Raw genomic sequence first — 26,738 nt, forward strand, 5'->3', positions numbered from 1 at the left:
TCAAACAAGAGCATAAACCATACGACCATAAACAGGTGATCCCGATGCGCGTCTTCGTCTCCCTCGCCGCCGCTGGCAGTTTTCTGGCCCTTGCAGCTTGCAGCCCGCCAGTGCCGGACAGCGCCGCCGGGGTGGGCGTGGACGGCGATCCCTTCGCCGCCCGTCCGGCGCAGGGCACTACGATCAACGGTGATCCGCTGATCCCCGCGCCCCAGGTTGTCGGCGCGCCTCTGGTAATGCCGACAGATCAGAGCAGCGCAACCTCGGTCGCTGCGGCTGGAACCGCGGCGAACACCGGCAGCAATGCCGATATCGCCCGCGAGACGGCAGCGGCCCTGAGTGCAGCGCAGGCCAACTCCGGTCAGGCGCCGCTTGAAGCGAGCCCGGACAACCCGGCGCCGCAGATCGTCGGCGGCAACCCGCGTCTGTCGGACGAAAACAGCTTTGATGCGGTGTCCTCGCGCCAGACCATCGAAAGCGATGCAGAGCGTCTGAAACGGCAGCGTGCGCAGTATCAGGTGGTGGAGCCGACAGCGCTGCCCACGGTCTCTGCGGGCAACCGGGATCCCAATATCGTGCAATACGCGCTCAGCACTTCGAACCCGCCGGGCAACCGCATCTTCAGCCGCACGGGTATCAATCTGAAGGCCCGCTCGTCGCGCAACTGCGCGGGCTATGCCTCGCCCGAACTGGCGCAGGTGGCGTTTCTTGAGGCAGGCGGCCCCAAACGCGACCGCTACGCGCTGGACCCGGATGGGGATGGCTATGCCTGCGGCTGGGACCCGTCCCCCTATCGTCTGGTCCTGCGCGAAGACTCCTGATGTCCGGGGCTGGCAGGGCAGGGGATGAGGCCGGGGCGATCTGGCATCCCAGCCCCAATTTCGGTCCGCGTCGTGACGGTCTGACGCCGGCTTTCGTGGTTCTGCACTACACAGCAATGGAGACGGCTGAGGCTGCCCTGCAGCGGCTGTGTGATCCTGCGGCCGAGGTGTCGGCCCATTACCTGATCGGACAGGATGGCACCCTCTGGCAGATGGTCGAGGAGGCGCAGCGCGCCTGGCACGCTGGTGCGGGCGAATGGTGCGGGCTGGAGGATCTCAATTCCCGGTCCATCGGGATCGAGCTGGACAATCGCGGCGATCACCCGTTCTCCGAACCGCAGATGGCGCGGCTGGAGCAACTGCTGGGCGATATCCTGCGCCGCTGGGAGATCGCGCCCGAGGCGGTGATCGGCCATTCGGACATGGCGCCGGGCCGCAAATGCGATCCGGGTGCCCGGTTCGACTGGGCGCGGCTGGCCCGTCAGGGGCTCGCCCGGCAGGTAGCGCAAGCGGATGGGCAAGGGCAGAGCCTGATGGAGTCAGAGAGCGCTGATATGGCGCGTTTCCGCGCCTATGCCCGCGACATCGGATATACCGCCCCGGTGGAGGATGAGACGCTGCTGGCAGCTGTGCGGCTGCGCTATCGTCCCCAGGCCCGCGGGGCGCTTTGTGCGGAGGATTTCGCGCCGCTGGGCCAGGCAGACCTCTGGGTCTGAATGAGACCGGCTGTAACCACCCTTGACCTGTCAGCCCCCAGGGCCTAGGTGCAGCCCTGCGCAGAAGGCTGGACGGCCGCGCTGGGGGCTTGCCCTCCGCGAGGAAAGTCCGGACTCCCTAAAGCAACGGTGCCGGGTAACGCCCGGGCAGGGCAACCTGACGGATAGCGCCACAGAAATGAAACCGCCGTGCCCCCGGCAACGGATCAGGGCGCGGTAAGGGTGAAACGGTGGGGTAAGAGCCCACCGCGCCCCTGGCAACAGGGGCGGCACGGCAAGCCCCACCGGGAGCAACGCCAAATAGGGCCCCCGCGCGGGCAGGTCCCGGCAACGGGATACCGCCGCTAGGCATGCTTTAGCCAAGAGGGGCCGGGTTGGCAGCTAGAGGTACGCAGCAATGCGTATCGCAGATGAATGGCCGTCCATGAGGCGCAAGTCTCGGGACAGAATCCGGCTTACAGGCCTTCTGCGCAAAATATCCCCCCGAATCCTATTGACTTGGGGGGCAGTGCAGGTAAAAGCGCACGCTCATATAGGAATTTACCGAGAGGCCCCCTGCCTTTTCGGACGCAGGAGAAGCACCATGGCGAAGCCGACGACCATCAAGATCCGCCTGAACTCGACCGCGGGCACGGGCCACTTCTACGTGACCAAGAAAAACGCACGCACCATGACCGAAAAAATGGTCATCCGGAAATACGATCCGGTTGCGCGCAAGCACGTCGAGTACAAAGAAGGCAAAATCAAGTAAGCCTATCAGGCATACAGGATTTTCAAAAAGGGTCACGCCGCGCGCGTGGCCCTTTTTCGTGTTTGGAGCCGGGTTTTCGGCGGTCGTTGCAGGCGCAGGGCAGGTGAGAGCTTGTTCGAATTTGAAAAAATTACCCGATAGTTTAGCCGCCTGTACGAAAGGATAGTTCCCCTTTTCGCCTCATTTCGGTCGTAACTTGTTTACGTGGGTAAATGAGACAAGTGGGTGATAGTATGTTCAGGCGTATCTTGTTCAGCGTGGTTTTTGCCGTGGCCGTGGCGCCCTCTCCGGAGGCGACGATTGCGGGCGTGGTGCCGGTTCCGGCGCCGGTGATGGCCGGGCCGCTGTCCCTGACCGCTGGTCGAACTCAGCAGCCTGCGACAGCGCCGCGCTCGGGCAGCCAGACCCTGCGGGTCGAGGTGCAGGGCCGGGCCTTGTCGCTCTCCGTTGTACGGGCGGGCTCGACCGGGCTCGCGGTGCTCAGCGCCCCTGCGCATAGCGTGATTGGTAACCTGCCTGACATGACACCTGCGGATTTCCAGACCATTGCGGCGCGCGAAAGCGGCTGCAGCGTCTCAGGCGAGGTTCAGGTGCTCGGCAGCGACCGGGGCACGGTTGCCCTTGCCACCGGTCTTAGCTGCTCCTGAGCCCCCTCTCAGCTGGTCTGGGGGCTTGTGGAGATGAGCCTCAGGCGCGCCATTCCGCGACGGTCGTAACCGGCTGCAATCCCATGCTGCTCATCAGCCCGGCTGAGGCCGTGTCAAAGACGGCAAAGCTTGTGGTCAACGTGTCGATGCCAAGTGTCTGACAGCGGGATTTCACTTCTGTCACCAGTGCCTGACCAACTCCCAGACGGCGGAATGGCGGATCCACGGCAATATGATGCAACTGGATCCGTTTGCCGCCGCGCATCACAGGCAGGTGAGGCTGGTCTTCGATCTCATAGATAGCATAGCCCATTAGGGCGCCTGCGGGGCTTTGCGCGGCGATTGCCTGTATCCCGTCCTTTTCCATCCAGTCTGACAGCCAGTCTGCAATGTCACTGTCCGCCGGGGCAGACGGGTAGCGGAGGGGTTGTTCTTCCGCGTGCTGTGCATGGAGGTCCCGCAGCAAGGGAACAATACGCCCTGCGTCGCGGGCGGTGATATCGGTAATCTTCATCTTCTAAATCCCGTGGTCCGTTCAAAAGGCCCAGCCCAAAAAGAAACGGCTGGGCATAAAGAAAGGGCGGATCGATGTGATCCGCCCCTTGCTGAAGTCTTGGTATGGCCGGTGGCGTTATTCGCGGTTCCCAAGCAGCTGAAGCAGCATCATGAAGAGGTTGATGAAGTCCAGATACAGGCTGAGGGCGCCCATGATCGCGGCTTTGCCCAGCCACTCCTGATCGCCGGATTCGGCCATCTGCAGGTAGGTGTTCTTGATGTTCTGGGTGTCATAGGCGGTGAGGCCTGCAAAGATCAGAACGCCGATCACCGAGATGGCGAAGGCCATGGCGGAGGACGCCATGAAGATGTTCACCACCGAAGCCACGATCAGGCCGATCAGCCCCATGATCAGGAAGGTGCCCATTGCGGAAAGGTCTTTCTTGGTGGTGTAACCCACCAGGGAAAGGCCCGCGAATGCGATGGCGGTGATCAGGAATACCTGAACGATCGATTCACCGGTGAAAACCAGGAAGATCGAGCTGATCGACAGGCCCATGACGGCTGCGAAGGTGTAGAACACCAGCTGCGCGGCCGAGGCCGACAGGCGGTTGATGGCGGCGCCAAAGCCGAACACGAAGGCCAGCGGCGCGAACATGATCACCCACTTCAGCGGCGACGCGTAGATCGCATAGCCGAGGCTGGTCAGGTACTTGTCGGCGCTCAGCTGTGCAGAGGCGGCCGACGGATCGGTTGTCACCGCGAGGCCCGCGATGGCCCAGGCGGCCAGAAAGGTGATGAACGTGCCCACGGACATGGTGCCGTAGACTTTGTTCATATGGGCGCGCAGGCCCGCATCGATCTCGGCAGTGCGTGCGCCTGCTGTAGAACGAATGGTGTCAAACTGTGCCATGTATCATGGTCTCCGTTTTCAAAAAGTCTCCCCAGTTGCGCGGAACAGCCAGTTCAACGGCCGTGCACAACATTCCCGTCAAATATCGGGTCAAAGCCCATACGGTTCAAGTCTGCGATGAAAAGATTTGCCGCAAAAACATGAAAAGGCGCACCATTACAGCGGGTGCGCCTTCAGTCGTCATTTGTCATCTGTGAGGTCTCTGTCAGCGCGTCCAGGAATCCGGTGCGTCCCAGAACGGGCGGCGGGCCTCTTCCTTGGCGGCGTCGCGGCTGATGCCGATGTCTGCCAGCGCCTCAGCGTCCAGTTTTGCCAGCGCGCGCCGCTGGCGGGTCAGAGCGAATGCGCTTTTGATGCGACCCGCGAGGCTGCGGCGGGGTTTTGGGCTGACCGAGGTGGTGGAGATATAGGTCATGACTCGTGTCCTTTCTTTCGTTCGTGATGGTATCGTGGGTCTTTATCAATTCTGTTGATGTATATGGGGGAGTGTGATTAATATTGGAAACGAATGTTTTTGATATCTTCCATCAGAGGTCGTGATGATTAGAAATTTGGACCTGACGACGCTGCGCTCATTTGTGGCAGTGGCAGACAACGGTGGCGTGACACGCGCAGCAGGTTTTTTGCATCTCACTCAATCGGCGGTTTCGATGCAGTTGAAACGGCTGGAGGAGTTGCTGGGGCTTGACCTGCTGGACCGGTCGGGACGCTCCATTGCCCTGACCCCGTCGGGGGAACAACTGCTCGGTTATGCTCGCCGCATGGTCGCGCTCAACGACGAGGTGATCACCCGGCTGACCGATCAGGCTTTTGAAGGTGAGGTTGTTCTGGGGGTGCCGCATGACGTGGTCTATCCGGTCATCCCGCGCGTACTACAGCGGTTCAACACCAGCTTTCCCCGCGTCAGCGTCAATCTGGTGACCTCGAATACCCGCGATCTGAAGGCCGGCTTCGCCAAGGGGGCCTATGACCTGATCCTGACGACCGAGGGAACTGCGGGCGAGGGCGGCGAGCCCATCCACGAAATGCCGCTGCGCTGGATCGGGGCGGTGAACGGCTCCGCCTGGCGCCAGCAACCGCTGCGTCTTGGCTTTTGCCGCAATTGTATTTTCCGGGCCTCTGCAACCGCGGCACTGGATGAGGTGGGGATCGAGTGGGATATGGCGGTGGACAGCGAATCCGACCGCACGGTTGAGGCCACGGTGAGTGCTGACCTTGCCATCGGTGTTCTGCTGGAGGGCACCCAACCTGCGCATCAGGAGGTCATCGAACACGGCGGCGTGCTGCCTGCCTTGCCGGTGCAGCAGATCAACCTCTATGGCGCGGATCGGGTGCGGGCCGAGTATGTTGGCGATCTGGCCAATATCATTCGGCAGGGGTTTGCCGCTCTGCGTCCGGCGCAGTTGCGCGCGGCGGGCTGATCAAAGGGGCTGAGGGAGTAAACGGCTCTCGAAAAGGGATGTGATCGCCATGGCCCTATAACCGTGCGATGGCGATTTCCCGGTTCTATTTACCTGTCACGGGGTAATAACGACCTTCCCGGTCGAGGCCCGGCTGCGCAGCAGCTCCATTCCTTCCGCGACCTGCGATAGTGGCAGGACGTGGCTGATATGCGGTTTGATCCGACCGGCTGCGTGCCAGTCGAACAGGGTCGCAAAGGCCTGCTGAATGACCTCTGGCCGGGCTTTCATGTAGCCGCCGATATAAAAGCCGATCACGGTCAGATTCTTGACCAGAAGATGATTAGCCGGGATCTGGGGAACCTCGCCGCTGGCAAATCCGATCGGCAGCAGCCGCCCGCAGGGATTGGTCGCCCTAAAGGCAGCTTTCCACACCGGGCCCCCGACCGCATCATAGACAACATCGGCGCCGCCCAGGTCCTTTACGATGCTGCGCAGATCCTCGCTGTCGTCGATCACGTGATCCGCTCCAGCGGCCCGGGCCACCTCCAGTTTGTCGGCGCCGCGCGCATGAGCAATAACGCGGGCGCCCATCAGCTTGCCAATCTCCACTGCGGTCAGCCCAACGCCTCCGGCAGCGCCGGTGACAAGCAGGGTTTCGCCCGGTTGCAACCGGGCGCAGTGATCCAGCGCCACCAGGCTGGTGGCATAGGCGATCTGCAGCGCGGCGGCGTGTTCAAAACTCATGCTGTCCGGAATGCGGACCGCGCGGCTGGCGTCAAACACACCTTCTTCAGCCAAGCCACCTTGACCGCAGAAGACTGCAACCCGGTCACCGATCTTGAACTCTGTTACCGTTTCTCCCAGCGCGGTTACCGTGCCAGAGACCTCCAAGCCGGGTACGAAGGGTAGGGTGGGGGTGTCCTGATAAGTGCCTTTCTGCATCAGCAGATCCGCGAAATTCAGCCCGCAGGCGGCGATCCTGACAGCGATCTGGCCTGCAGCCGGAGCCGGGCAGGTAATTTCGATCAGTTCCGGGGCGGCGTCGAAGGCGGTGACCTGATAAGCCTGCATGATGTCCTCTTGGTTTTGCCGCGCGAAAGGTGATTCGTTGCGTGACTGTTTGACAACAGACGCCGCAAATTCACCTCGCTATTTATGGGGAGGCATTATTTCACATGTTGTTGGTCGCATTAGCATGACAAAATGATGCATGAAATCATGTATTTGGATATCTTCAACCGCGACTGACCTTTGTCGCACTTGAATTCAACCGTGGAGGTCGTAAGCTCAGCTGAGGGGTTGAGCCTCTGTCGCGGTTTTAGAAGGTCCGGTAACGCGGGCCAGTGTTGATATCCTGACGGATTTAGCAATCATCGCGGCTACTTGGGCGCGAACCACTTTGGTATAACTAGGAGATAGCACATGGCTCATCCTGTAGATGTGCATGTCGGCAAACGGATCCGTCACCGTCGCTGGCTAATTGGTATGACACAGCAGCAACTGGCCGAGAAAGTCGGCATCAAGTTCCAGCAAATTCAGAAATATGAAACCGGTGCCAACCGGGTCAGCGCCTCCCGCCTTTGGGATATTTCTGACGCGATGGACGTCCCGGTGAGTTTCTTCTTTGATGGTCTACAGGAAGAGGATAAGGCCCCTGCCGACAAGGCGGACAAGGCGTCGGTGCCTGAGGATCTGATGGGCGATAAAGAGGCCCTCGATCTGGTGCGTTCCTATTACGCGATCCCCGAGAACCAGCGCAGGCGATTGTTCGAGCTGGCCCGTGTGCTCAGCGACGCAGCCTGAAAGTGAAAAGACCCTTCGGGGTCTTTTTTCTTGAATAGCGTGCGGCCAGATGGCACCGCCATCGCATGACACAGAATCCTGATTCCGATTTGGACGTTGCGCAGAAGATGGCCGATGCGGCCGGCGCAGCGATCCTGCCGTATTTCCGTAGTGCCACTCTTGGAGCGGACAACAAGCTGGAGGACGGGTTCGATCCGGTAACCGTCGCCGATCGCGAGGCGGAACTGGCGATGCGGGCGGTGCTGGCGCAGCTGCGCCCTGATGATGGTATCCTGGGCGAGGAATTCGCTCCCGTCGAAGGCAGCTCTGGCCGGACCTGGGTTCTGGATCCTATCGACGGCACCCGCGGTTTCATCAGCGGCACGCCGACCTGGGGGGTGCTGATCGCCATGTCCGAGGCAGACGGCCCCGTGCTGGGCGTGATCGATCAGCCCTACACCGGCGAACGCTTTATCGGCGCGGCCGGGCTGGCGCAGATGACCGGGCCACAGGGCGCACGCGATCTGGCGACCCGTAACGGCACGGCGCTGGATCAGGCGATCCTTTTCACCACCTTTCCCGAAGTCGGCACCCCTGAAGAACGTGCCGGGTTCGAACGTGTCTCCGGAAAGGTCCGGCTGACGCGCTATGGCATGGACTGCTACGCCTATGCACTGCTGGCGGCGGGGCAGATCGATCTGGTGATCGAGGCAGGCCTCAACGCCTATGATGTGCAGGCCCCGATCGCAGTGATCCAGGCTGCAGGCGGTGTCGTAACTGATTGGGAGGGCGGCCCGGCCCATGAAGGCGGCCGGGTGCTTGCCGCCGCCAATGCCGAATTGCACGCGGCGGCGCTGGCCCTATTGAAAAACAGCTGATCAGGTCCCGTCCGGGGCTTGAGCGCGGCCATGGCAGTGCTGTATAGCACCGCCACGGCCCGAGTCCTTTACCCGTATTCTGTCGGGCCAGTTCACACTTCCAAAACCGAAACGGGTGACAAAGGAGTGTGAACCGATGCAGGAAATCCTGATTCAAAATGCGACCACCGTCATCACCATGGATGATGCGGGCCGCGTATTGCACGATGCAGATGTTCTGATCCGGGGCGGTCAGATTGCCGAGGTGGGACAGGGGCTGCGCACGACAGGGCAGATCGTATCTGGCCGGGGCTGCGTGGTGACGCCGGGCCTCGTCAATACGCACCACCATCTTTATCAGAACCTCACGCGCGCAGTGCCCGGGGCGCAGGACGCGCTGCTGTTTGGCTGGCTGCAACGGCTCTATCCGATCTGGGCGCGCTTTGGTCCGGAGGAGATGTTCGTCTCTGCCCAGCTGGGGCTGGTGGAACTGGCTCTCTCCGGCTGTACGCTCAGCTCTGATCATCTGTACCTTTATCCCAACGGCGCGCGGCTGGAGGATACCATCCATGCCGCCCGCGAGGTCGGTTTGCGGTTTCACCCCACACGCGGCGCCATGAGCATCGGGGAAAGCGACGGGGGATTGCCGCCGGATAGCCTGGTCGAGCAAGAGACGGCCATTCTTGAAGATATGATCCGCGTGGTTGATGGCTTTCACGACGCTTCTGAGGGCTCCATGTGCCGGGTGGGGCTTGCGCCCTGTTCGCCGTTTTCCGTCAGCCGCGACCTGATGCGGGATGCGGCGTTGCTGGCGCGTGACAAGGGCGTGATGCTGCATACCCATCTGGCCGAAAACGATGAGGATATCGCCTATTCCGAAGCGCAGTTCGGCTGCCGCCCCGGCCAATATGCCGAGGAGCTGGGCTGGACCGGCGATGACGTTTGGCATGCGCATTGCGTCAAGCTGGACGCGCAGGAAATCGATCTGTTTGCGCGCACCCGGACCGGCGTGGCGCATTGCCCCTGTTCCAATTGCCGCCTTGGCAGCGGTATCGCACCGGTACGGGCGATGCGCGATGCCGGGGTGCCGGTGGGGCTGGGCGTTGATGGCTCGGCCAGCAACGATATCGCCAACTTGATCGGCGAGGCGAGGCAGGCCATGCTGCTACAGCGGGTTGCGCAGGGCGCTGACGCCATGAGCGCCTATGAGGCGCTGGAAATCGCCACCCGTGGCGGCGCTGATATTCTGGGTCGTCCCGATTGCGGTCGGCTCAGCCCCGGCAAACGCGCCGACGTGGCAGTCTGGGATGTGACCGGTGTTGCCTCCAGCGGCAGCTGGGACCCGGCGGCCTTGCTGCTGGCCGGGCCGAAACAGGTCAAGCATCTGTTCGTGGAAGGGCGTCAGATCATCTCTGCAGGTGAGGTCACCAGCCTTGATCTGCCGCGGCTGATCGAACGCCATGGTCAGCTGGCCCGCGCCTTGGCCGAAAAGGCGTAACGGAGGGCTTCAGGCGGGGCGGGTCGTCAGACCTGCCGCCCGCCGATCCACACTTCGGACACGGCCCGGTCATCACCCATCATGATGGTGGCAAAGGCGGCCTCCCAGATGTCATCGGCGCGGGCGGCGCGCTGGGCGATGGCGGGGGTGGAGGCGAGATCGAGCACCACAAGATCGGCCTCCATGCCCGGGGCGACATTGCCAATCTTGTCTTCGAGCCGCAGCGCCGTGGCCGAGCCTTGCGTTGCCAGCCACAACAGCTGGGCTGCGTGCAGGGGCGTGCCGCGCAGCTGGCCGATCTCATAGGCTGCCGCCATGGTGCGCAGCATGGAAAAGCTGGATCCGCCGCCGGTGTCGGTGGCAAGGCCGATCCGCTGCCCTTCGGCCATCAGCCCGGCCATATCGAACAGCCCGGACCCAATGAAGGTGTTCGAGGTGGGGCAATGCACAAGCGCGGCGCCATGTTCGCGCAGCCGGTCACGTTCGCGCGGTTCCAGATGGATGGCATGCCCATAAAGGCCACGCGCGCCCAACAGGCCAAAGGCCTCGTAGGTGTCCAGATAATCGCGGGCATCCGGGAACAGATCCTTGACCCAGGCGATCTCATCCGTCTGTTCACTCAGATGGGTTTGCATCAGGCAGCTGGGGTTGGCGGCCCAGAGGGCGCCGATGGCCTCTAGTTGTTCAGGGGTAGAGGTGGGGGAGAACCGCGGCGTGATCGCATAATCCAGCCGGTCGACCCCGTGCCAGCGCGCGATCAGCGCGGCACTGTCGTCATAGGCAGACTGAACCGTATCCTGCAGCCCTTCTGGGGCGTTGCGGTCCATACAGGTTTTACCCGCCACAACCCGTTGCCCGCGCGCCTGCGCCGCCGTGAAGAAGGCATCGACGCTTTCGGGGTGAATGGTGCAATAGCTGCAGACCGTGGTGGTGCCATGGGCAGCGGTCAGGTCCAGATAGCGGGCTGAGATCTCATCGGCATAGGCACGATCACCAAAGCGCATCTCCTCGGGGAAGGTATAGCTGTTCAGCCAGTCGATCAGCCGCTTGCCCCAGCTGGCAATGATGGCGGTCTGTGGATAGTGCACATGCGCATCGACGAAGCCGGCAAGAGTCAGTTTCTCCCCGTGATCGTGCAACGCGGCTGCGGGAAACCTTTGGCGCAGATCGTCAAAGCTGCCGACGGCGGCAATCTTCCCATCCTGCACTGCCACTGCCTCGCTCAGCCTTGCCGCTTCCTGCGGTGCCTCGGTGGCAAAGGGGGAGCCTTGAAAGGACAGGACCTGTCCCCGCAGGATGTGGGCGTTGCTCATGATGTGCTGTCCTTTCGTGCGAATTCATCGCATGCAGGATACGCGCGGCGCGCGCGGCGGTAAATTGTGTCATTGTCATTGTTTTCCGGTAGCAGCTTCTTCTATTCATGGGACAAGCATCGGAAGGGGCAGCGTATGAGCACAGGCGACGAGACCATCGGGACCGACAAGGGCCAGGACGACGCCTATATGCTGGATCGCCGCCGCGTGGCGCAGATCCTTTATGCTGTGGATACCAACGACAAGGCCGAGCTGGCGAACCTGATGGAGCCGCTGCACGCGGCCGACATCGCCGACCTTCTGGAGCAGGTGAACGCCTATGATCGGGCCCGGCTGATCCGGCTTTATGACCGCGAATTCGACGGCGAAATCCTGTCAGAACTGGACGAGGCGATCCGCGAGGAAGTGATCGCGATCCTCAACCCGCAGGTTTTGGCTGAAGCGGTCCGGGATCTGGACAGCGACGATGTGGTCGACCTGCTGGAGGACCTTGAGGAGCCGCAGCAGGAAGCCATTCTCGACGCGCTGGAGGACTCCGACCGGGTCGCCATCGAACAATCGCTGAGCTACCCGGAAAACTCCGCCGGCCGCCTGATGCAGCGCGAAGTGGTGATGGCGCCGGAACACTGGACGGTGGGGCAGGCGATTGATTTCATGCGCGAAAGGTCGGACCTTCCAGCGCAGTTCTATCACGTGGTCATGGTCAGTCCGCGCCTGCATCCGGTGGGCAATGTCACCCTTGGCCGGATCATGTCGGCCCGACGCGAGGTGCCGCTCACCGATCTCAGGGAAGAAACCTTCCAGGTCATTCCCGCCGATCAGGACGAGGAAGACGTGGCCTATGCCTTTAACCAGTATCACCTGATTTCGGCCCCGGTGGTCGATGACGAGGGGCGTCTTGTGGGTGTCATCACCATCGATGATGCCATGGCGGTTCTGGATGAAGAGCACGAAGAAGATATCCTTCGCCTGGCCGGTGTCGGCGAAGGCAGCCTGTCGGACCGGGTGATTGACACTACCAAGCGGCGGTTCCCCTGGCTGGCGGTCAACCTGGTAACGGCCGTGCTGGCGTCGATGGTGATTTCAATGTTCGAAGATACCATCGCCCGGTTCGTGGCCCTGGCCGTGCTTATGCCCATCGTGGCCTCGATGGGCGGCAATGCCGGCACCCAATCGCTGACGGTGGCGGTGCGTGCGCTGGCCACACGCGACCTGACAGGATCAAACGTCTGGCGGGTGATCCGGCGTGAGGTTCTGGTGGGGCTGGTCAACGGGCTGATCTTTGCCGTTGTGATGGGCTGTGTCGGGCTGTTGTGGTTCGGCTCGCCGCAGCTTGGCGCGGTCATTGGCGTCGCGATGGTCATCAATCTGGTCGTGGCAGGCCTCGCCGGGACCGTGGTGCCGGTTATGCTGGAAAAAATGAATGTGGACCCGGCACTTGCCTCGGGGGCTTTTGTGACGACGGTGACCGATATCGTTGGATTCTTTGCCTTCCTCGGTCTGGCCGGGCTGGTTCTTCTCTAGGCATTCAATCCCGGCAAAGGAGGGAGCAATGGCGGATCTGGAAGCGATCAAGGCACAAGCGCGCAAGGCGGCCTTTGCCCGGCGCAAAGAGGCCTTCGACATGGGAAAACCCGGTGCCGCCGGGCATCTGTCCGAGGTGCTGGCCGGGTATCGCGGTGTTCCACTGTCCGGATACATGCCGATCCGAACCGAGATTGATCCGCTGCCTGCCATGGCCGAAGCGGAAGCCCATGGAGTCGTCGGCGTACCGGTGATCGAAGGTGCAGGTCTGCCCTTGCGGTTCAGCCGCTGGCAGCCCGATGCGCCGCTGCGCGAGGGACCGTTCGGGGCGATGGTGCCTGCGGTGGATGACTTCTTTGAACCCGAGATCCTGATTGTGCCGCTGGTGGCCTTTGATCTGTCCGGCGGGCGGCTTGGCTATGGTGGCGGCTTTTACGACCGAACCCTGGAGCTCTTGCGCAGCAAGCGGGCGACGCTGGCCATCGGCTTTGCCTTTGACGCGCAGGAGGCGGCTGATCTGCCGCTGGAGCCGACCGATCAGCCGCTTGACATGATCGTGACCGAAAGCCGTATCATCCAGTTTTCCCGATAGGGAAGGGGCTTAGGTCGCATGTGGCTCGCGGTATTTGAGGCGAAAAACGCCACATAGGGCGCGTCGGGGGCTTGTTCCCCGTCGCAGCGCCGCCTAGGACTGAGCCATGAGAATTCTGTTTCTAGGCGATGTGATGGGCCGCGCGGGGCGCCGTGCCATCACCGAAAACCTGCCGCGACTGCGCAAGGAGTGGCGGCTGGATTTTGTTGTGGTCAACGGCGAGAACGCGTCGAATGGCATGGGGCTCAGCGGCGATCACGCCAAGCTTCTGCTTGACGCCGGGGCTGATTGTCTGACCCTTGGTGATCATGCCTTTGATCAAAAGGACATGATGCAGTTCATCGAAAAGGAACCGCGCATCATCCGGCCGCTGAATTTTGCAAAAGGCGCACCGGGGCGGGGATATCGCCTGTTCGACGCGCCCGGCGGGCGCAAGGTGCTGGTAACGCAGGCGCTGGGTCAGGTGTTCATGAAACGGGCCTATGACGATCCCTTTGGCGCCGTCGAAGGCGTGCTGAAGTCGCATCCGCGCGGCGGGCTGGCGCAGGCGGTGATCGTCGACATGCATTGCGAGGCGACCTCGGAAAAGATGGCGATGGGTCATTTCTGCAATGGCCGGGCCTCGCTCGTAGTAGGCACCCACACTCATGTACCCACCGCTGATGCGCAACTCCTGTCCGAAGGCACCGGTTATCTGACCGATGCGGGCATGTGCGGCGACTACAATTCCGTCATCGGCATGGACAAGGCCGAACCGATGCGCCGGTTCCTGACTGGCATGCCCAAAAGCCGCTTCACCCCGGCGGAAGGGGAGGCGACCCTGTCGGGTGTCTTTATCGTAACAGACGACCGCACCGGCGCGGCCAAGGAAATCCACATGGTCCGGGACGGTGGTCTGCTGCAAGGCGCGGCGCCGGTCTGATCCACTGACCTGTCGCTCCGGCCACCAAATGTGCATTGAAATCATCGTGAGATGCCAAATGCTTGTGGCCGGGGTGCAGAAGTGCTTGCCCCGCAATTTAGGATCGGGGACACTCTGTGCCGGTCTGGCATAATGGGCGGGACCGCAGCATCGCAAACCAGGTGGGATATTTACCGCACATGCATGTCTTTCAAGTCGCTCAGAACGGCAGCGCTCTGATCACCCTGCTGATCGTCGCGCTGATGTTTCTGGCCTTTCTGAAGGAAACCTACCCGACCGAGGTGGTTGCCCTCGCGGGGGTGTCCCTGATGCTGATCACCGGCGTTCTGCCCTATGATGCGGCGCTGCCGGTGCTGTCCAACCCGGCGCCGTGGACGATTGCGGCGATGTTTATCATCATGGGGGCCTTGGTGCGCACCGGAGCGCTGGATGCCTTTACCGCGATTGCCCGCAAACAGGCCGAGGTCAGCCCCAGGCTGGCCGTCGCCATGTTGATGGCCTTCGTCGTGGGCGCCTCTGCTATCGTCTCCAACACGCCGGTTGTGGTGGTTATGATCCCGGTGTTCATCCAGATCTCCCGCACGCTGGATGTCTCGGCCTCCAAGATGCTGATCCCGCTCAGTTATGCGGCGATCCTGGGTGGCACGCTGACGCTGATCGGCACCTCGACCAACCTCTTGGTGGATGGTGTGGCCCGGGCACAGGGTTTGGCGGCTTTCAGCATTTTCGAAGTCACGCCGCTAGGGGTCATTCTTGTGATCTGGGGCATGGTCTACCTGCGCTTCATCGCGCCGCGACTGCTGCCGGACCGGGATAACCTGGCCAATCTTCTGAGCGACCGCTCGAAGATGAAATTCTTCACCGAGGCAGTCATTCCCCCCGAAAGCAACCTGATCGGCCGTGAGGTTTCCGGCGTTCAGCTGTTCAAACGCCCGGGCGTGCGCCTGATCGACGTCATCCGCGGCGATGTCTCGCTGCGGCGGAACCTCAAAGGCGTCGAACTTCAGGTCGGGGACCGGGTGGTGCTGCGCACCCAGATGACCGAACTTCTGAGCCTGCAAAGCAATAAAGAACTGAAGCGCGTCGATCAGGTGTCGGCGGTGGAGACCAAGACTGTCGAGGTTCTGATCACCCCTGGTTGCCGTCTGGTCGGGCGCTCGCTGGGTGCCATGCGCCTGCGTCGCCGCTATGGTGTCTATGTGCTGGCGGTGCACCGGCGCAATCAGAACATCGGTGTGCAGCTCGACGATCTGGTGGTACGGGTCGGCGATACCCTGCTGCTGGAAGGCGCCCCTGCGGATATTCAGCGTTTGGCGGCGGATACGGATATGGCCGATGTCTCTCAGCCGACGCAGCGGGCCTATCGCCGTAGCCACGCACCCCTTGCGATTGCGGCGCTTCTAGGAATCGTGCTGCTGGCCGCGCTGGGCGTTGCGCCGATCCTGATGCTGTCGGTTGTCGCGGTGGCGCTGGTGCTGGTCAGCCGCTGCATCGACGCGGATGAGGCGTTTTCCTTTGTCGACGGGCGGCTACTGGCGCTGATTTTCTCGATGCTGGCGATTGGCGCTGCGCTGGAAAGCTCGGGCGCGGTTGCGCTGATCGTCAATGCCATCGCACCGGGCCTGTCCGGCCTGCCACCCTTCCTTCTGGTCTGGGCGGTCTATCTGCTGACGTCGGTGCTGACCGAGCTGGTGTCGAACAACGCGGTGGCGGTGGTGGTGACCCCCATCGCCATCGGGCTTGCCCAGGCGATGGGGCTGGATCCGCGTCCGCTGGTGGTTGCGGTGATGGTGGCGGCCTCGGCATCCTTTGCGACGCCCATCGGCTATCAGACCAATATGCTGGTCTATGGTCCGGGTGGCTACAAGTTCACCGACTTCCTGCGTGTGGGCATTCCGCTGAACCTCAGCATCGGGCTTCTGGCCTCGGCGATCATCCCGCTGATCTGGCCGCTCTGACCCGCCTTACATCGGCCAGAAGAACAGGATGGCCGGGATCGAAACCGCGATCACCAGGATTTCCAGCGGCAGTCCCATGCGCCAGTAATCGCCGAACTGATAGCCACCGGGACCAAGCACCAGCGTGTTGTTCTTGTGGCCGATGGGAGTCAGAAACGCCGCAGAGGCCGCCACGGCGACCGCCATCAGGAACGGGTCCGGGGAGACGTTCAGCGCCGTTGCCATCTGGATACCCACCGGGGCCGCAACAATGGCCGTGGCCGTGTTGTTCAGCACATCTGACAGCGTCATTGTGACCACCATCAGTACGGTCAGGATCGCCCAGGCAGGCAGGCCCTCGGTCAGGCCGATCAGGCCGTTGGCGATCAGCTGGGTACCGCCGGAACTGTCCAGCGCGGCGCCGAGTGGGATCATCGAGCCCAGAAGAACGACCACAGGCCATTCGATGTGATCATAGATTTCCGCCACCGGCAGGATCTTTGTCAGCACATAGGCAATTGCCACCAACCCGAGCGCCACTGGCAGGTAGACAAGGCCCACCGAGGCCGCCGCTACAGCTGCAGCAAACAGGCTGATGGCCATCCATGTTTTATCATTGGCGGTGACGGATAGGCCCCGTTGGGCCAGTGGCAGGCAGCCAAGCCATTCGGTCACATCGGCGCTGCGGTCGCGCGGGCAGAGCAGCAACAGGATATCGCCCGGTTCGATGGTGGTCTGGCGGATATGGCTGGTCAGACGCCGCCCTTGCCGGGAAATGCCCAACAGGACCGTGCTTTGCCGCCAGGCAAGGCCGACGGCCTGGGCGCTGCGCCCGTTGACGCGCGCGGTTTCCGGCACCACCACCTCGACCAGCTCCAGCCCTTCGCCCGCGGCGGTCAGCTTTTCCTGCCGCGCGGCATCGGCAAAATCGAGCGACAGCGCTGTGCGGAACTCGTCCAGCGCTTCGGGCGTGGCCTCGATCACAAGCGTGTCGGCGGCCCGCAGGCTGTATGCGGCGGCACGACCATAAAGTCGTTTGCCGTCCCGGATCAGGCCTAGAATCGCCACGTCCGCCTTTTCCGCCTCGCTGTCCAGCTCTCCCAGGCGCATATCGATCAGGGGGGACTCTTCGGGCACTGTCAATTCGGCGATGTAATCGGCAATCTGCGCCTCTGACGCGCCGGCGGCGTTCTCGCGCTGCGGAATAAGGCGCCAGCCGATCAGGGCCACGAAGGCGAGACCGGCAACCGAGGCAACAAAGCCGACCGGGGCGAAATCGAACATGTGGAAGGGCTCACCAAGGGTGTCTTGGCGGATCGAGGCGATGATGATGTTGGGCGGGGTGCCGATCAGCGTGACCATACCGCCAAGGATCGTCGCAAAACTCAGCGGCATCAGGCTCAGCCCCGGCGCGCGGCCCGCCTTGCGCGCGGTCTGGATATCCACCGGCATCAACAGGGCGAGCGCAGCTACATTGTTCATGAAGGCCGACAGGACCGCGCCGATCCCGCCCATCAAGCTGATATGCAGGCCCAGGTCGCGGCTGCTGTCGACCAGCGTGCGGGTGATCAGGAACACCGCGCCAGACCGCACCAACCCGGCCGAGACGATCAGCACCAGTGCCACCACCAGCGTCGCAGGATGGCCGAAACCGGCAAAGGCATCCTTGGCCGGGACGACGCCGATCACCACCGCTACCATCAGCGCTGAAAAGGCCACCAGATCATAGCGGTAGCGCCCCCAGAGAAGCATCCCGAAGACTGCTGCGAAGATGGTGAAAAGAATGCCTTGGTCAAATGTCATTGCTGCCTGTCCCTGGTTAAATCCGGCATGAAGCCCTGCAAACGTCGGGACAGTCATTCCGGTAATGGGGGCAGTGTCGCGCAAAGCTGCAGCCGATGCCAGCACTGGCCTGAAACCCGGACGGATTTGTGTGCCTCAAGCTTTGAGGCGTGCTGCTGAGGTGGCTTTGGCACCAATCTCTTGCGGCCCGCGATGCAGGGCTGTATCAAACGCCCCGACAAGATCAATCGGTAGAAATGGAGGCTGGCGCATGGCAGGCCACTCAAAATGGGCGAATATTCAGCACCGCAAGGGTCGTCAGGACGCCGCGCGTTCAAAGCTTTTTTCCAAACTGGCCAAGGAAATCACCGTGGCCGCGAAGATGGGCGACCCGGATCCTGAAAAGAACCCGCGCCTGCGTCTTGCGGTGAAGGAAGCCAAGAGCCAATCGGTCCCCAAGGACGTGATCGAACGCGCGATCAAAAAGGCGATCGGCGGCGATGCGGAAAACTATGACGAGATCCGCTATGAAGGCTACGGGCCGAACGGCGTTGCGGTGATCGTCGAGGCGATGACCGACAACAAGAACCGCACCGCTTCGACGGTGCGCTCGACCTTTACCAAGAACGGCGGCAACCTTGGCGAGACCGGCTCGGTCGGCTTCATGTTCGACCGCAAAGGTGAGGTGACCTATCCGGCTTCGGTTGGCGATGCGGACACCGTGATGATGGCCGCCATCGAAGCGGGCGCCGAGGATGTCGAAAGCTCGGAAGATGGTCATATCATCTACTGCGCTGACACGGACCTCAACGATGTCTCTAACGCGCTCGAAGCGGAGCTGGGCGAGTCTGAATCGACCAAGCTGATCTGGAAGCCGACCACCACCACCGAGCTGGATTTGGAAGGCATGCAGAAGCTGATGAAGCTGGTCGATGCGCTTGAAGATGACGACGATGTGCAGCGCGTCACCACCAACTTCGAAGCCTCGGACGAGGTCATGGCGCAGCTCTAACGCGGCTACAGAACCTTCGCAGTACAAAACAAAGGCCCGCCAATCTGGCGGGCTTTTTGCGGTTGGGTTCCCGGGTGCCGAAAGGTCAGTCCAGCTTGCGGTAGCTGAGGAAGTTACCGCCGGGCAGATACATCAGGGTCATTTCGAAATCGGACATGCTGTCGATGGCATAGCAGTAGCTCTCGCCGGTCTCTTCCTCGCGCGCATAAAGGTAAGGGCCTGCGCCCTGAAAACTGTCACACCAGTCTGACACGGAAATATAGTCGCGTCCGGTGATTGCACCGTCATATGTGTTGTCGCGCTCAGACCCCAGAATGTTGAACTGGGAATTGGGATCATCGACCGAGTACCAACTGCCTTGCATCCGGTTCAGGATCGAATCCGCATTGGTCCAGGGACGAATGGTGATATCGCGCAGGACAACATCCGCGCTGCGGTCGTAAATGGCTTCCAGATCGCCCTGAACCTCGATGGGCGTCCCGGGGTCCAGTTTCTCCATGATGGCAAAGACGAACTGTGGCGTGCGCCCGTCATCGGAGACGTAGAACTTGGTGCCGTCGGCGTGAAAGCTGCAGGTGCGGGCGCCCTCATAGGTGCAGTCCTGCAGGTTGGCCATGTTGGAATAGGGTTCGCCATAGGTGCCGACCGGGGCGGGGCCTGTGGCTGGAGCAGGTGGCGGAGGGGCGGGCTTCGGTGTGGTCTCGCTCTTGCTGGTGGAATTGTCCACCAGCGTCAGGGTGAACTGTTTCGCGGTCTTGCCGGTGTCCAGTTTGCGGAAGCCGGTGCTCTCATATCCCCGTGCAGCGCACTCGGAATCTCCCGATATTGTGAAGGCCTGTGAGGTGGTGCAGAAGGTGAAATCACCGCTGGCAAAGGCCGAACCCGAAGAATTGGCACGGTAGTAGTAGTAGCGATTCTTCAGATCCCCGCCGAGCGGCGTCTTGCAATCGCCCGCATCGATGTTCCACCAGCCCTTGGATACCCAGGTGTCGCCATCGGCGTATCCGATCGCCACGCTTAGGCTGCGCCCGGCATCGTTGCAGATTTCAAGGCCTGCAAAGGCAGGAGCGGCAGAGAAGGTGAGGCATAAACCGGCAGTAACAAAGCGCATAACATATCCTGAATTTGAACGATTTCAGGCTAGGCACGGGGAATGCGTCGCGCAAGAAAAACCGGCCTGTAACGTGTCAGCACCGTAAAAGGCACCGCAATTGTGGCGTTTTGAGCTTTTCAGTCGGCCCCGGCGGTGATCACGCCCGCCGCGCGCAGTTCCGCGTGCTCCGGTATCCAAAGGTCGGAGTTGGCCACCTCAAAGACCCTCTGCACAAACCCTTCGCTGATGCCCTGCTGCAGGAAAAAGGACAGGTCCTTCTGCTGCTCTTTCTTCAGGTCCAGTTGCGGCAGCCCGCCTTCGAACATCAGTGCATAGCCGTGAAATCCGAGCTGTCCCTTGGGGGCGAGGAGGCGCTCCTGCCCAGCGGCAAAGATCACTGTGCAGGCAGAGGCACAGAGGTCGGCAGCCTGGGTATCAAGGCCACGGGTCCGGATGAGCTTGGCCACGCCGCGCGCCTCGTAGATCAGCCCGCCGGGGCCGGTCAGATGCAGGGAGCGGACCTCTGGCGCCGCGTCCAGCGTTGCTGCTATGCGCCGGGTCAGCCCGTGGGTGATCTCGCCTGTAAAGATCAGCGTGCGGCCATCATCGGACAGGGTCAGACTATAGAGCTGCTGGCGGGCTTGTTCCTGCTGCTTGGCATAGGGCAGGGTCTCCACCTGTCCGGCGGTCAGCAAGGCGCCCCACCACTGCGTCAGTGTCGCAAATCCTGCAAACAATAGAACCAGATAGCTGCCCCAGACCGGGGCCATCGACCCGGTGCTGCGGATGTGTCCATCGGTGCTGCGCAGCAAATCGCGGCTTTGCCACGCCAGCAACACCCCATCCGCCGCGATCAACCCCCAGGCCAGTGACACGGGCAGCCAGAAGAAATGATTGAGGGCCAGCCAGACCAGCAGAACCCCGGCCCGTGGCAGAACCACGTGCAGGCCAAGGCTGCGCCGCAGAGAGGCTGGCCCGGGTGTCACACCGGGCTTTCTGTCATTCGAAGACCTGGCAAATCTCCTCCAGAGGTTTTTTGAACTTGGCGACTGAGGGAACCATAGCATTTTCTGCCGGATGGCCTACAGCGATGATCATCGTAGGCTTTTCCGAGGCCGGGCGACCCAGGGCGCCATTGAGGAACTTCATCGGGTTCGGCGTGTGGGTCAGGCTGACCAGACCAGCGGTATGCAGCGCCGTCAGCAAAACGCCGGTGGCAATGTTCACGCTTTCGGGTACGTAGTAGTTCTTGTAACGGGTGCCGTCCGCAAACTCGCCCCAGCGCTGGGCGAAGACCACGATCAGCCAGGGCGCGATGGTCAGATGCGGTTTGTCTTCATTCGTGCCGATCGGCTCAAGCGCCTTGATCCATTCATCGCCAGCGCCGCCTGCATAGAACTTGCGTTCTTCTTCCTCAGCCTCGGCGCGGATCCGGGCCTTCAATTCCGGGTTCGAAACGGCCGCAAAGAACCAGGGCTGGTGGTTGGCGCCCGATGGCGCGGTGCCCGCAGCCCGGATGCAGTCCTCGATCACCTGTCGGGGCACCGGCTGATCTGTGAAATCGCGCACCGTGTGGCGCCGCTGCATATGGGCGAGAAACTCAGTCGCCTTTTCCTGCATCTGCGCATCCGTGTACGCGGCCCGGTCGGGCAATGGCAGCGGATCATAGCTGAGAGAGTCTTGTGAAAACATGAGGGGTCTTTCCGATTGATCTTAACGGTCTTGGGTCAAATGCCGTCGCGCTGATGTCTGCACAGACCGTGTGACCTCTGCAAGGGCAGGCGCCATCACCCGCGCCACCTGCCACGTGAGCGGAACCGGCAGGATTGTGTCGGGGATGAGTGGCACCAGACGGCCGCTCTGCAGCTCTTCCCTGATGATGGAAAGCGGGTTCATGCCCCAGCCGAGACCGGCAGCTGCGGCCTCGATGAAAGCCTGGGTAGAGGGCAGGTAATGCGCGGGCGGCGACAGACGGGGCGCCACGTTCCGCGCCAGCCACTGCTGTTGCAGCCTGTCCTTTGCGTTAAAGATCATGCAGGGCGCCTTGGCAGCGGCCTCTGGCGTGACGCCGTCTGGAAACCAGCGCGCCATGAAGTCCGGGCTGGCGGTTGCCGCATAGTCCAGCGTGCCGAGCGGGTAGGCATCGAACCCAGGCACGGGCCGGGTGCTGGCGGTGACCGCGGCTGAGACCTCGCCGCGCTTCAGCCAGTCGGCGCTGTGATCCTGATCGTCCACCAGGAGATCGAACAGCACGCCGTCAGTTCCGGCCATCGCGTCGATGAACCAGCTGGCAAGGCTGTCGGCATTGACCGCGATGCGCAGCCGCACCGGGGCCGGGCCGTTTTCCAGCGCCAGCTCCCGCGCCAGCTGCGCCTCAAGAAGGCCGATATCCTCGGCATGTTTGGCAATCCTCAGCCCCGCCGCCGTGCCGGTGCAGGGCGCGCCGCGCAGGACCAGTGCGATGCCGGTACGGTCCTCCAGCACCTTGATCCGCTGTGAAATGGCCGAGGGCGTCACCCCAAGGGCATGGGCCGCAGCCTCGAACGAGCCATGGTGTAAAACGGCCCGGAGCGCGGAAAGGTGATTGGGGTCGAGCTGCATTAGCCATACTTAATCTGGGTTATCATATTTAATTAGATTATCCGGACTGGGGCGCATAGTCAAAGCGCGAAGAGTTCCAGCAGAAAGACGTCCCACATGTCAGCCAGCCTTGTTTCCGGATTTGCCCTTGGCTTTAGCCTGATCCTTGCGATCGGGGCACAGAATGCATTTGTGCTGCGGCAAGGGCTGCGGCGGCAGCATGTATTCTGGATCTGCCTGACCTGTGCAGGCTCGGATGCGGTACTGATCTATGCCGGGGTTCTGGGGTTCGGATCGCTGACACAGGCGCTGCCGGGGATCGAGGCCATCATGCGCTTTGGCGGGGCCGCTTTCCTGATCTGGTATGGCGCGCGCAGTCTGCTGGCGGCCTGGCGCGGCGGCGCCGTGCTGGAGGCGGCGGGGCAGGGCAATCAGAGCGCGCCGCTGCTGCCGGTTCTGGCGACGGTGCTGGCGCTGACCTGGCTCAACCCGCATGTCTATCTCGATACGGTGGTTCTCTTGGGCACGATCTCGGCGCAGGATCCGGCGCCGCTGATCTTTGGCCTTGGGGCCGTTTTGGCAAGTTTCACGTTTTTCTTTTCCCTTGGATATGGCGCGGGTCTGCTGGCGCCTGTGTTTGCCAAGCCCCGGTCCTGGCAGGTGCTTGAGGCAGTTGTCGGGCTGACAATGTGGGCCATTGCAGCGAACCTCCTGTTGATCTGAGGGAGGGCAAGTGCTGGGCGATGCAGAGCGCTTCGCGGGCAAGGGTGGATGCCGAAAATAATTGCCATGTTCAGGGTTGTACCCTTTGCCGTTTGGGTGTTCTGTCTGGCGTCATGAGTGATGCGCAGCAGACAAAAGACCGGGACACCAATCCCGTGATGGGCATTTTCTGGATGCTGGTGACCGGGCTGAACTTTGTCGCGGTTACCGCATTGGTCAAATACCTGGGCGGTCGGATCCCCCCTGCCGAATCCGCTTTCCTCAGATACCTTTTGGGGCTGGTGTTCCTGATCCCGATGATTGGCGCGCTGCGTCAGGCCAAGCTGACGCCCAAGCTGTGGGGACTGTTTGCTGGACGCGGCGTTCTGCATACGCTTGGGGTGATGCTGTGGTTTTTTTCCATGACTCAGATCCCGCTGGCCGAGGTCACGGCGATGAATTACCTGGCGCCGGTCTATGTCACCATCGGGGCGGCTGTGTTTCTGGGGGAAAAACTGGCCCTGCGCCGGATCGCGGCGATCATCGCGGCTTTGATTGGTGCGCTGATCATCCTGCGGCCGGGGTTTCGGGAAATCTCCCCCGGGCATATCGCGATGCTGGCAGCGGCGGTGGTGTTCGGTGGTTCTTACCTCTTGGCCAAATTCACCGTGGACGGCACCAATCCGGTTGTGGTGGTAGCCATGCTGTCGCTTTGGGTGACGGCGGGGCTGGCGCCCTTTGCGGCGGCGGTCTGGGTGACCCCGACACTGGCCGAGCTTGGCATTCTCTTTGCGGTGGCCTGTTTCGCCACGGCGGGGCACTACACGATGACGCTTGCCTTCTCGGCGGCGCCGGTTGCGGTGACGCAGCCGGTGACCTTCCTGCAGCTGATCTGGGCGACGCTTCTGGGCGCGCTGGTGTTTGACGAGGCGATCGATATCTGGGTGGTCTCGGGCGGCGCGCTGATCCTTGGAGCAATCAGTTTCATCACCTGGCGCGAGGCGGTGCTGAAGCGTCGCGCCATCACACCGCCGGTGCCTGCGACCAAGGTCTGAAGGTCCTGCCTGTATGCAGTTGGGCCGGTCTTATGACAGGGCCAGATCCACGACACGGTGCGCCGCGCGCCGTGCGGCTTCGGGATCGACCGGGCCTTCGGACTGCGCGGTCTGCAGCCAGACACCGTCCATATAGCACTGCAGGGCCTGCCGCGCGGTCTCAATCTCTGCCTCGGGCAGAAGATGCCTCAGCTCGGCCAGGAAATGGCTGCGCACCCGGGTCCTGTTGATGCGGTGCAGCCGCGACAGACGCGGCGAGTAGGGCGCATTGGCCCAGAACTGCATCCACAGGCTGCATTGCGTCACGGTGAACAGATTGTCGGAAAAGTTCGCATCCATCACCGCGTATAGTCGTTCTTTCGGCGTGCGCGCGGTGGCGTAGCCTTCGACCATGGCGGTCCGCAGCTTGCGCAACAGATGCCGCATCGTGGCTTCCATCAGCCCTTCCTTGGAGCCGAAGTAATAGTTGATCGACGCCGCCGAGGCTCCGGCTTCAGCGGCGATTTCGGCCATGGTCACAACACCGTAACCGCGCTTGTGCACGGCAACGATGGTGGCTTCGATCAGCTCTTCGTTGCGGATATCTCGGATGCGTTTTCGTCCCATACCGCAGTTTTGCGTTACATGCGCGCCGGATACAAGCGATGTTATGTGGCTTCAATAACTTGTATGGCGGTACAAAAAACTGTTTGGCTTACCGGCAAGTCGTGGTAGGGCAGAACAGAACCGGGGTGCCGTGCAGATCGCGCGTGGCAGGACCCGCAGCAACAGCTGCCGTTTTCCGGATTGGCCGGAGCTCAGCACAAAATGAAACAGGAGAGGCGCATGACTGCACCCAATATTCTGATCCTGATGGTGGACCAGTTGAACGGGACGTTGTTTCCGGATGGTCCGGTGGACTGGCTGCATGCGCCCAACCTGAAGAAACTGGCGGCGCGCTCGACGCGTTTTGCCAATGCCTATACCGCTTCGCCGCTTTGTGCACCGGGGCGGGCCAGCTTTATGTCCGGGCAATTGCCCTCGCGCACTGGCGTTTATGACAACGCCGCCGAATTCCGCAGCGATATCCCGACCTACGCGCACCACCTGCGCCGTGCCGGCTATTATACCTGCCTTTCCGGTAAGATGCATTTTGTCGGCCCTGACCAGCTGCACGGGTTCGAGGAGCGCCTGACCACGGATATCTACCCGGCCGATTTCGGCTGGACTCCGGATTACCGCAAGCCGGGCGAGCGGATCGACTGGTGGTATCACAATATGGGCTCGGTGACTGGGGCAGGCGTCGCGGAAATCTCCAACCAGATGGAATACGACGACGAAGTCGCCTATCACGCCAAGGCCAAGCTTTACGATCTGGCGCGGGGCAAGGATGACCGGCCCTGGGCGATGACCGTGTCCTTTACCCATCCGCACGACCCCTATGTCGCGCGCAAGAAATACTGGGATCTTTACGAGGATTGCGAGCATCTGCTGCCCGAGGTCCCGGCGATGAAGTATGAGGACCACGACGCCCATTCCAAGCGCATCTTTGACGCCAACGACTGGCGCAGCTTCGACATCACCGAAGAAGACATCCGCCGCTCGCGCCGTGCCTATTTCGCCAATATCTCATATCTGGATGACAAGATCGGTGAGATCCTTGAGGTGCTGGAAACCACCCGTCAGGAGGCGATCATCCTGTTCGTTTCCGATCACGGCGACATGCTGGGAGAGCGTGGCCTGTGGTTCAAGATGAGCTTCTTTGAAGGCTCTTCGCGCGTGCCGCTGATGATCTCGGCCCCGGATCTGCCCTCTGGGCGTATTGATGCGCCGGTATCGACGCTGGATGTCACCCCGACGCTGGGTGTTCTGGCCGGGGTATCGATGGAGGAGATCGCTCCCTGGACCGACGGCGAGAACCTTGTGCCGCTGGCCAAGGGCGAAGAACGCAGCGCACCGGTGACCATCGAATACGCAGCCGAGGCGTCCTATGCGCCGCTGGTGTCGCTGCGCTATGGCAAGTGGAAGTACAACCGCTGCGCGCTCGACCCTGATCAGCTGTTTGATCTGGAGGCCGACCCGAAGGAACTGACCAATCTGGCGGATCACCCCGACCATGCGGGCACCCTGCAAACCCTGCGGGCAAAATCCGAAGCGCGCTGGAACCTGGAACAGTTCGACGCCGAGGTGCGCGCCAGCCAGGCGCGCCGCTGGATCGTCTACGAAGCGCTGCGCCAGGGCGGCTATTACCCCTGGGACTACCAGCCGCTGCAAAAGGCTTCGGAACGTTACATGCGCAACCACATGGATCTCAATGTGGTTGAGGAAAACGCCCGCTTCCCGCGCGGCGAATAACCCAATTTC

Annotated in this window: 27 protein-coding genes and 1 other RNA gene; 17 read left to right on the top strand and 11 right to left on the bottom strand. The window is 61.9% G+C overall.

Annotated elements, in window-relative coordinates:
* Positions 1-44: 44 nt before the first annotated feature.
* The 5 genes from AC5SSZ_RS03845 to AC5SSZ_RS03865 all read left to right on the top strand — a co-directional run bounded on the left by AC5SSZ_RS03845 (position 45) and on the right by AC5SSZ_RS03865 (position 2,935).
* Positions 45-821 carry a hypothetical protein gene (locus tag AC5SSZ_RS03845; RefSeq protein WP_495437051.1) on the top strand — a complete coding sequence of 259 codons (777 nt, stop codon included), beginning with the start codon at positions 45-47 and terminating at the stop codon, positions 819-821.
* Positions 821-1,537, top strand: a complete 717-nt coding sequence (locus AC5SSZ_RS03850) for an N-acetylmuramoyl-L-alanine amidase (protein ID WP_495437053.1) — start codon at positions 821-823, stop codon at positions 1,535-1,537. Before AC5SSZ_RS03845 ends, AC5SSZ_RS03850 begins: the two co-directional genes overlap by 1 nt.
* Positions 1,538-1,597: 60 nt before the next feature.
* An RNA gene (gene rnpB, locus AC5SSZ_RS03855) (RNase P RNA component class A) lies at positions 1,598-2,011 on the top strand.
* A gap of 109 nt (positions 2,012-2,120) precedes the next feature.
* Positions 2,121-2,288, top strand: a complete 168-nt coding sequence (gene rpmG / locus AC5SSZ_RS03860; protein ID WP_065270785.1) for a 50S ribosomal protein L33 — start codon at positions 2,121-2,123, stop codon at positions 2,286-2,288.
* Between the two features lie 233 nt (positions 2,289-2,521).
* Positions 2,522-2,935, top strand: a complete 414-nt coding sequence (locus AC5SSZ_RS03865) for a hypothetical protein (protein WP_065270784.1) — start codon at positions 2,522-2,524, stop codon at positions 2,933-2,935.
* A gap of 40 nt (positions 2,936-2,975) precedes the next feature.
* Here AC5SSZ_RS03865 and AC5SSZ_RS03870 read toward each other — a convergent pair whose 3' ends face one another.
* The 3 genes from AC5SSZ_RS03870 to AC5SSZ_RS03880 all read right to left on the bottom strand — a co-directional run bounded on the left by AC5SSZ_RS03870 (position 2,976) and on the right by AC5SSZ_RS03880 (position 4,758).
* Entirely contained in the window at positions 2,976-3,449 is a 474-nt protein-coding gene (locus AC5SSZ_RS03870; protein ID WP_065270783.1) for a GNAT family N-acetyltransferase, read from the bottom strand.
* A gap of 117 nt (positions 3,450-3,566) precedes the next feature.
* Positions 3,567-4,343, bottom strand: a complete 777-nt coding sequence (locus tag AC5SSZ_RS03875; protein WP_495437057.1) for a Bax inhibitor-1/YccA family protein — start codon at positions 4,341-4,343, stop codon at positions 3,567-3,569.
* A 205-nt stretch (positions 4,344-4,548) separates the two neighbouring features.
* Positions 4,549-4,758: a DUF1127 domain-containing protein gene (locus AC5SSZ_RS03880; protein ID WP_495437059.1), complete on the bottom strand. Its 210-nt coding sequence runs from the start codon at positions 4,756-4,758 to the stop codon at positions 4,549-4,551.
* 124 nt (positions 4,759-4,882) lie between these two features.
* Here AC5SSZ_RS03880 and AC5SSZ_RS03885 point away from each other — a divergent pair, with 124 nt between their 5' ends.
* The gene (locus AC5SSZ_RS03885; protein WP_274828342.1) at positions 4,883-5,764 is read left to right on the top strand and encodes a LysR family transcriptional regulator; all 882 of its coding nucleotides are present in this window, start codon (positions 4,883-4,885) and stop codon (positions 5,762-5,764) included.
* A 96-nt stretch (positions 5,765-5,860) separates the two neighbouring features.
* Here AC5SSZ_RS03885 and AC5SSZ_RS03890 read toward each other — a convergent pair whose 3' ends face one another.
* Positions 5,861-6,817, bottom strand: coding sequence for an NADPH:quinone oxidoreductase family protein (locus tag AC5SSZ_RS03890; RefSeq protein ID WP_495437061.1), 957 nt, complete (start codon positions 6,815-6,817; stop codon positions 5,861-5,863).
* A gap of 351 nt (positions 6,818-7,168) precedes the next feature.
* Between AC5SSZ_RS03890 and AC5SSZ_RS03895 the strand changes: the two genes are divergently transcribed.
* The 3 genes from AC5SSZ_RS03895 to AC5SSZ_RS03905 all read left to right on the top strand — a co-directional run bounded on the left by AC5SSZ_RS03895 (position 7,169) and on the right by AC5SSZ_RS03905 (position 9,883).
* Positions 7,169-7,549 (top strand): helix-turn-helix domain-containing protein, encoded by a 381-nt coding sequence (locus tag AC5SSZ_RS03895; protein ID WP_065270778.1) that lies wholly within the window; start codon positions 7,169-7,171, stop codon positions 7,547-7,549.
* A 65-nt stretch (positions 7,550-7,614) separates the two neighbouring features.
* Entirely contained in the window at positions 7,615-8,406 is a 792-nt protein-coding gene (hisN, locus tag AC5SSZ_RS03900) for a histidinol-phosphatase (RefSeq protein ID WP_274828344.1), read from the top strand.
* A 136-nt stretch (positions 8,407-8,542) separates the two neighbouring features.
* On the top strand, positions 8,543-9,883 hold the full coding sequence (locus AC5SSZ_RS03905) for an 8-oxoguanine deaminase (protein WP_495437064.1): 1,341 nt from the start codon (positions 8,543-8,545) through the stop codon (positions 9,881-9,883).
* A 26-nt stretch (positions 9,884-9,909) separates the two neighbouring features.
* On the opposite strand, the gene guaD is transcribed toward AC5SSZ_RS03905, so the two are convergent.
* Positions 9,910-11,196, bottom strand: coding sequence for a guanine deaminase (guaD, locus tag AC5SSZ_RS03910; protein WP_495437066.1), 1,287 nt, complete (start codon positions 11,194-11,196; stop codon positions 9,910-9,912).
* Between the two features lie 135 nt (positions 11,197-11,331).
* Here guaD and mgtE point away from each other — a divergent pair, with 135 nt between their 5' ends.
* From mgtE to AC5SSZ_RS03930, 4 genes are all read left to right on the top strand, one after another.
* Positions 11,332-12,720 (top strand): magnesium transporter, encoded by a 1,389-nt coding sequence (gene mgtE / locus AC5SSZ_RS03915; protein WP_065270774.1) that lies wholly within the window; start codon positions 11,332-11,334, stop codon positions 12,718-12,720.
* A gap of 28 nt (positions 12,721-12,748) precedes the next feature.
* Entirely contained in the window at positions 12,749-13,312 is a 564-nt protein-coding gene (locus tag AC5SSZ_RS03920; RefSeq protein WP_495437068.1) for a 5-formyltetrahydrofolate cyclo-ligase, read from the top strand.
* 106 nt (positions 13,313-13,418) lie between these two features.
* Positions 13,419-14,234, top strand: a complete 816-nt coding sequence (locus AC5SSZ_RS03925) for a TIGR00282 family metallophosphoesterase (protein WP_495437070.1) — start codon at positions 13,419-13,421, stop codon at positions 14,232-14,234.
* 179 nt (positions 14,235-14,413) lie between these two features.
* Positions 14,414-16,192, top strand: coding sequence for an SLC13 family permease (locus AC5SSZ_RS03930; protein ID WP_495437072.1), 1,779 nt, complete (start codon positions 14,414-14,416; stop codon positions 16,190-16,192).
* A 6-nt stretch (positions 16,193-16,198) separates the two neighbouring features.
* Here the strand turns inward: AC5SSZ_RS03930 and AC5SSZ_RS03935 are convergent, their stop codons facing one another.
* Complete coding sequence (locus AC5SSZ_RS03935) at positions 16,199-17,974, bottom strand: SLC13 family permease (RefSeq protein WP_495437074.1); 1,776 nt, start codon at positions 17,972-17,974, stop codon at positions 16,199-16,201.
* 250 nt (positions 17,975-18,224) lie between these two features.
* Here AC5SSZ_RS03935 and AC5SSZ_RS03940 point away from each other — a divergent pair, with 250 nt between their 5' ends.
* On the top strand, positions 18,225-18,965 hold the full coding sequence (locus AC5SSZ_RS03940; protein WP_065270771.1) for a YebC/PmpR family DNA-binding transcriptional regulator: 741 nt from the start codon (positions 18,225-18,227) through the stop codon (positions 18,963-18,965).
* 85 nt (positions 18,966-19,050) lie between these two features.
* Here the strand turns inward: AC5SSZ_RS03940 and AC5SSZ_RS03945 are convergent, their stop codons facing one another.
* From AC5SSZ_RS03945 to AC5SSZ_RS03960, 4 genes are all read right to left on the bottom strand, one after another.
* Complete coding sequence (locus tag AC5SSZ_RS03945) at positions 19,051-20,076, bottom strand: DUF1036 domain-containing protein (protein ID WP_495437076.1); 1,026 nt, start codon at positions 20,074-20,076, stop codon at positions 19,051-19,053.
* Positions 20,077-20,195: 119 nt separating this feature from the next.
* Complete coding sequence (locus AC5SSZ_RS03950; protein WP_495437078.1) at positions 20,196-21,044, bottom strand: COG3904 family protein; 849 nt, start codon at positions 21,042-21,044, stop codon at positions 20,196-20,198.
* A 13-nt stretch (positions 21,045-21,057) separates the two neighbouring features.
* On the bottom strand, positions 21,058-21,750 hold the full coding sequence (locus tag AC5SSZ_RS03955) for a nitroreductase family protein (protein ID WP_274832497.1): 693 nt from the start codon (positions 21,748-21,750) through the stop codon (positions 21,058-21,060).
* A gap of 21 nt (positions 21,751-21,771) precedes the next feature.
* Positions 21,772-22,659, bottom strand: a complete 888-nt coding sequence (locus AC5SSZ_RS03960; RefSeq protein WP_495437081.1) for a LysR family transcriptional regulator ArgP — start codon at positions 22,657-22,659, stop codon at positions 21,772-21,774.
* Positions 22,660-22,755: 96 nt separating this feature from the next.
* On the opposite strand from AC5SSZ_RS03960, the gene AC5SSZ_RS03965 reads away from it, so the two are divergent.
* Positions 22,756-23,361 (top strand): LysE/ArgO family amino acid transporter, encoded by a 606-nt coding sequence (locus AC5SSZ_RS03965; protein ID WP_274828355.1) that lies wholly within the window; start codon positions 22,756-22,758, stop codon positions 23,359-23,361.
* Positions 23,362-23,474: 113 nt separating this feature from the next.
* The gene (locus AC5SSZ_RS03970; protein ID WP_274828356.1) at positions 23,475-24,395 is read left to right on the top strand and encodes a DMT family transporter; all 921 of its coding nucleotides are present in this window, start codon (positions 23,475-23,477) and stop codon (positions 24,393-24,395) included.
* 30 nt (positions 24,396-24,425) lie between these two features.
* Here the strand turns inward: AC5SSZ_RS03970 and betI are convergent, their stop codons facing one another.
* On the bottom strand, positions 24,426-25,001 hold the full coding sequence (gene betI / locus AC5SSZ_RS03975; RefSeq protein WP_065270764.1) for a choline-binding transcriptional repressor BetI: 576 nt from the start codon (positions 24,999-25,001) through the stop codon (positions 24,426-24,428).
* A gap of 219 nt (positions 25,002-25,220) precedes the next feature.
* Between betI and betC the strand changes: the two genes are divergently transcribed.
* Positions 25,221-26,729, top strand: a complete 1,509-nt coding sequence (betC, locus tag AC5SSZ_RS03980) for a choline-sulfatase (RefSeq protein ID WP_495437084.1) — start codon at positions 25,221-25,223, stop codon at positions 26,727-26,729.
* Positions 26,730-26,738: the final 9 nt, after the last annotated feature.

Source organism: Phaeobacter sp. CC-HEC084, from assembly GCF_059429255.1.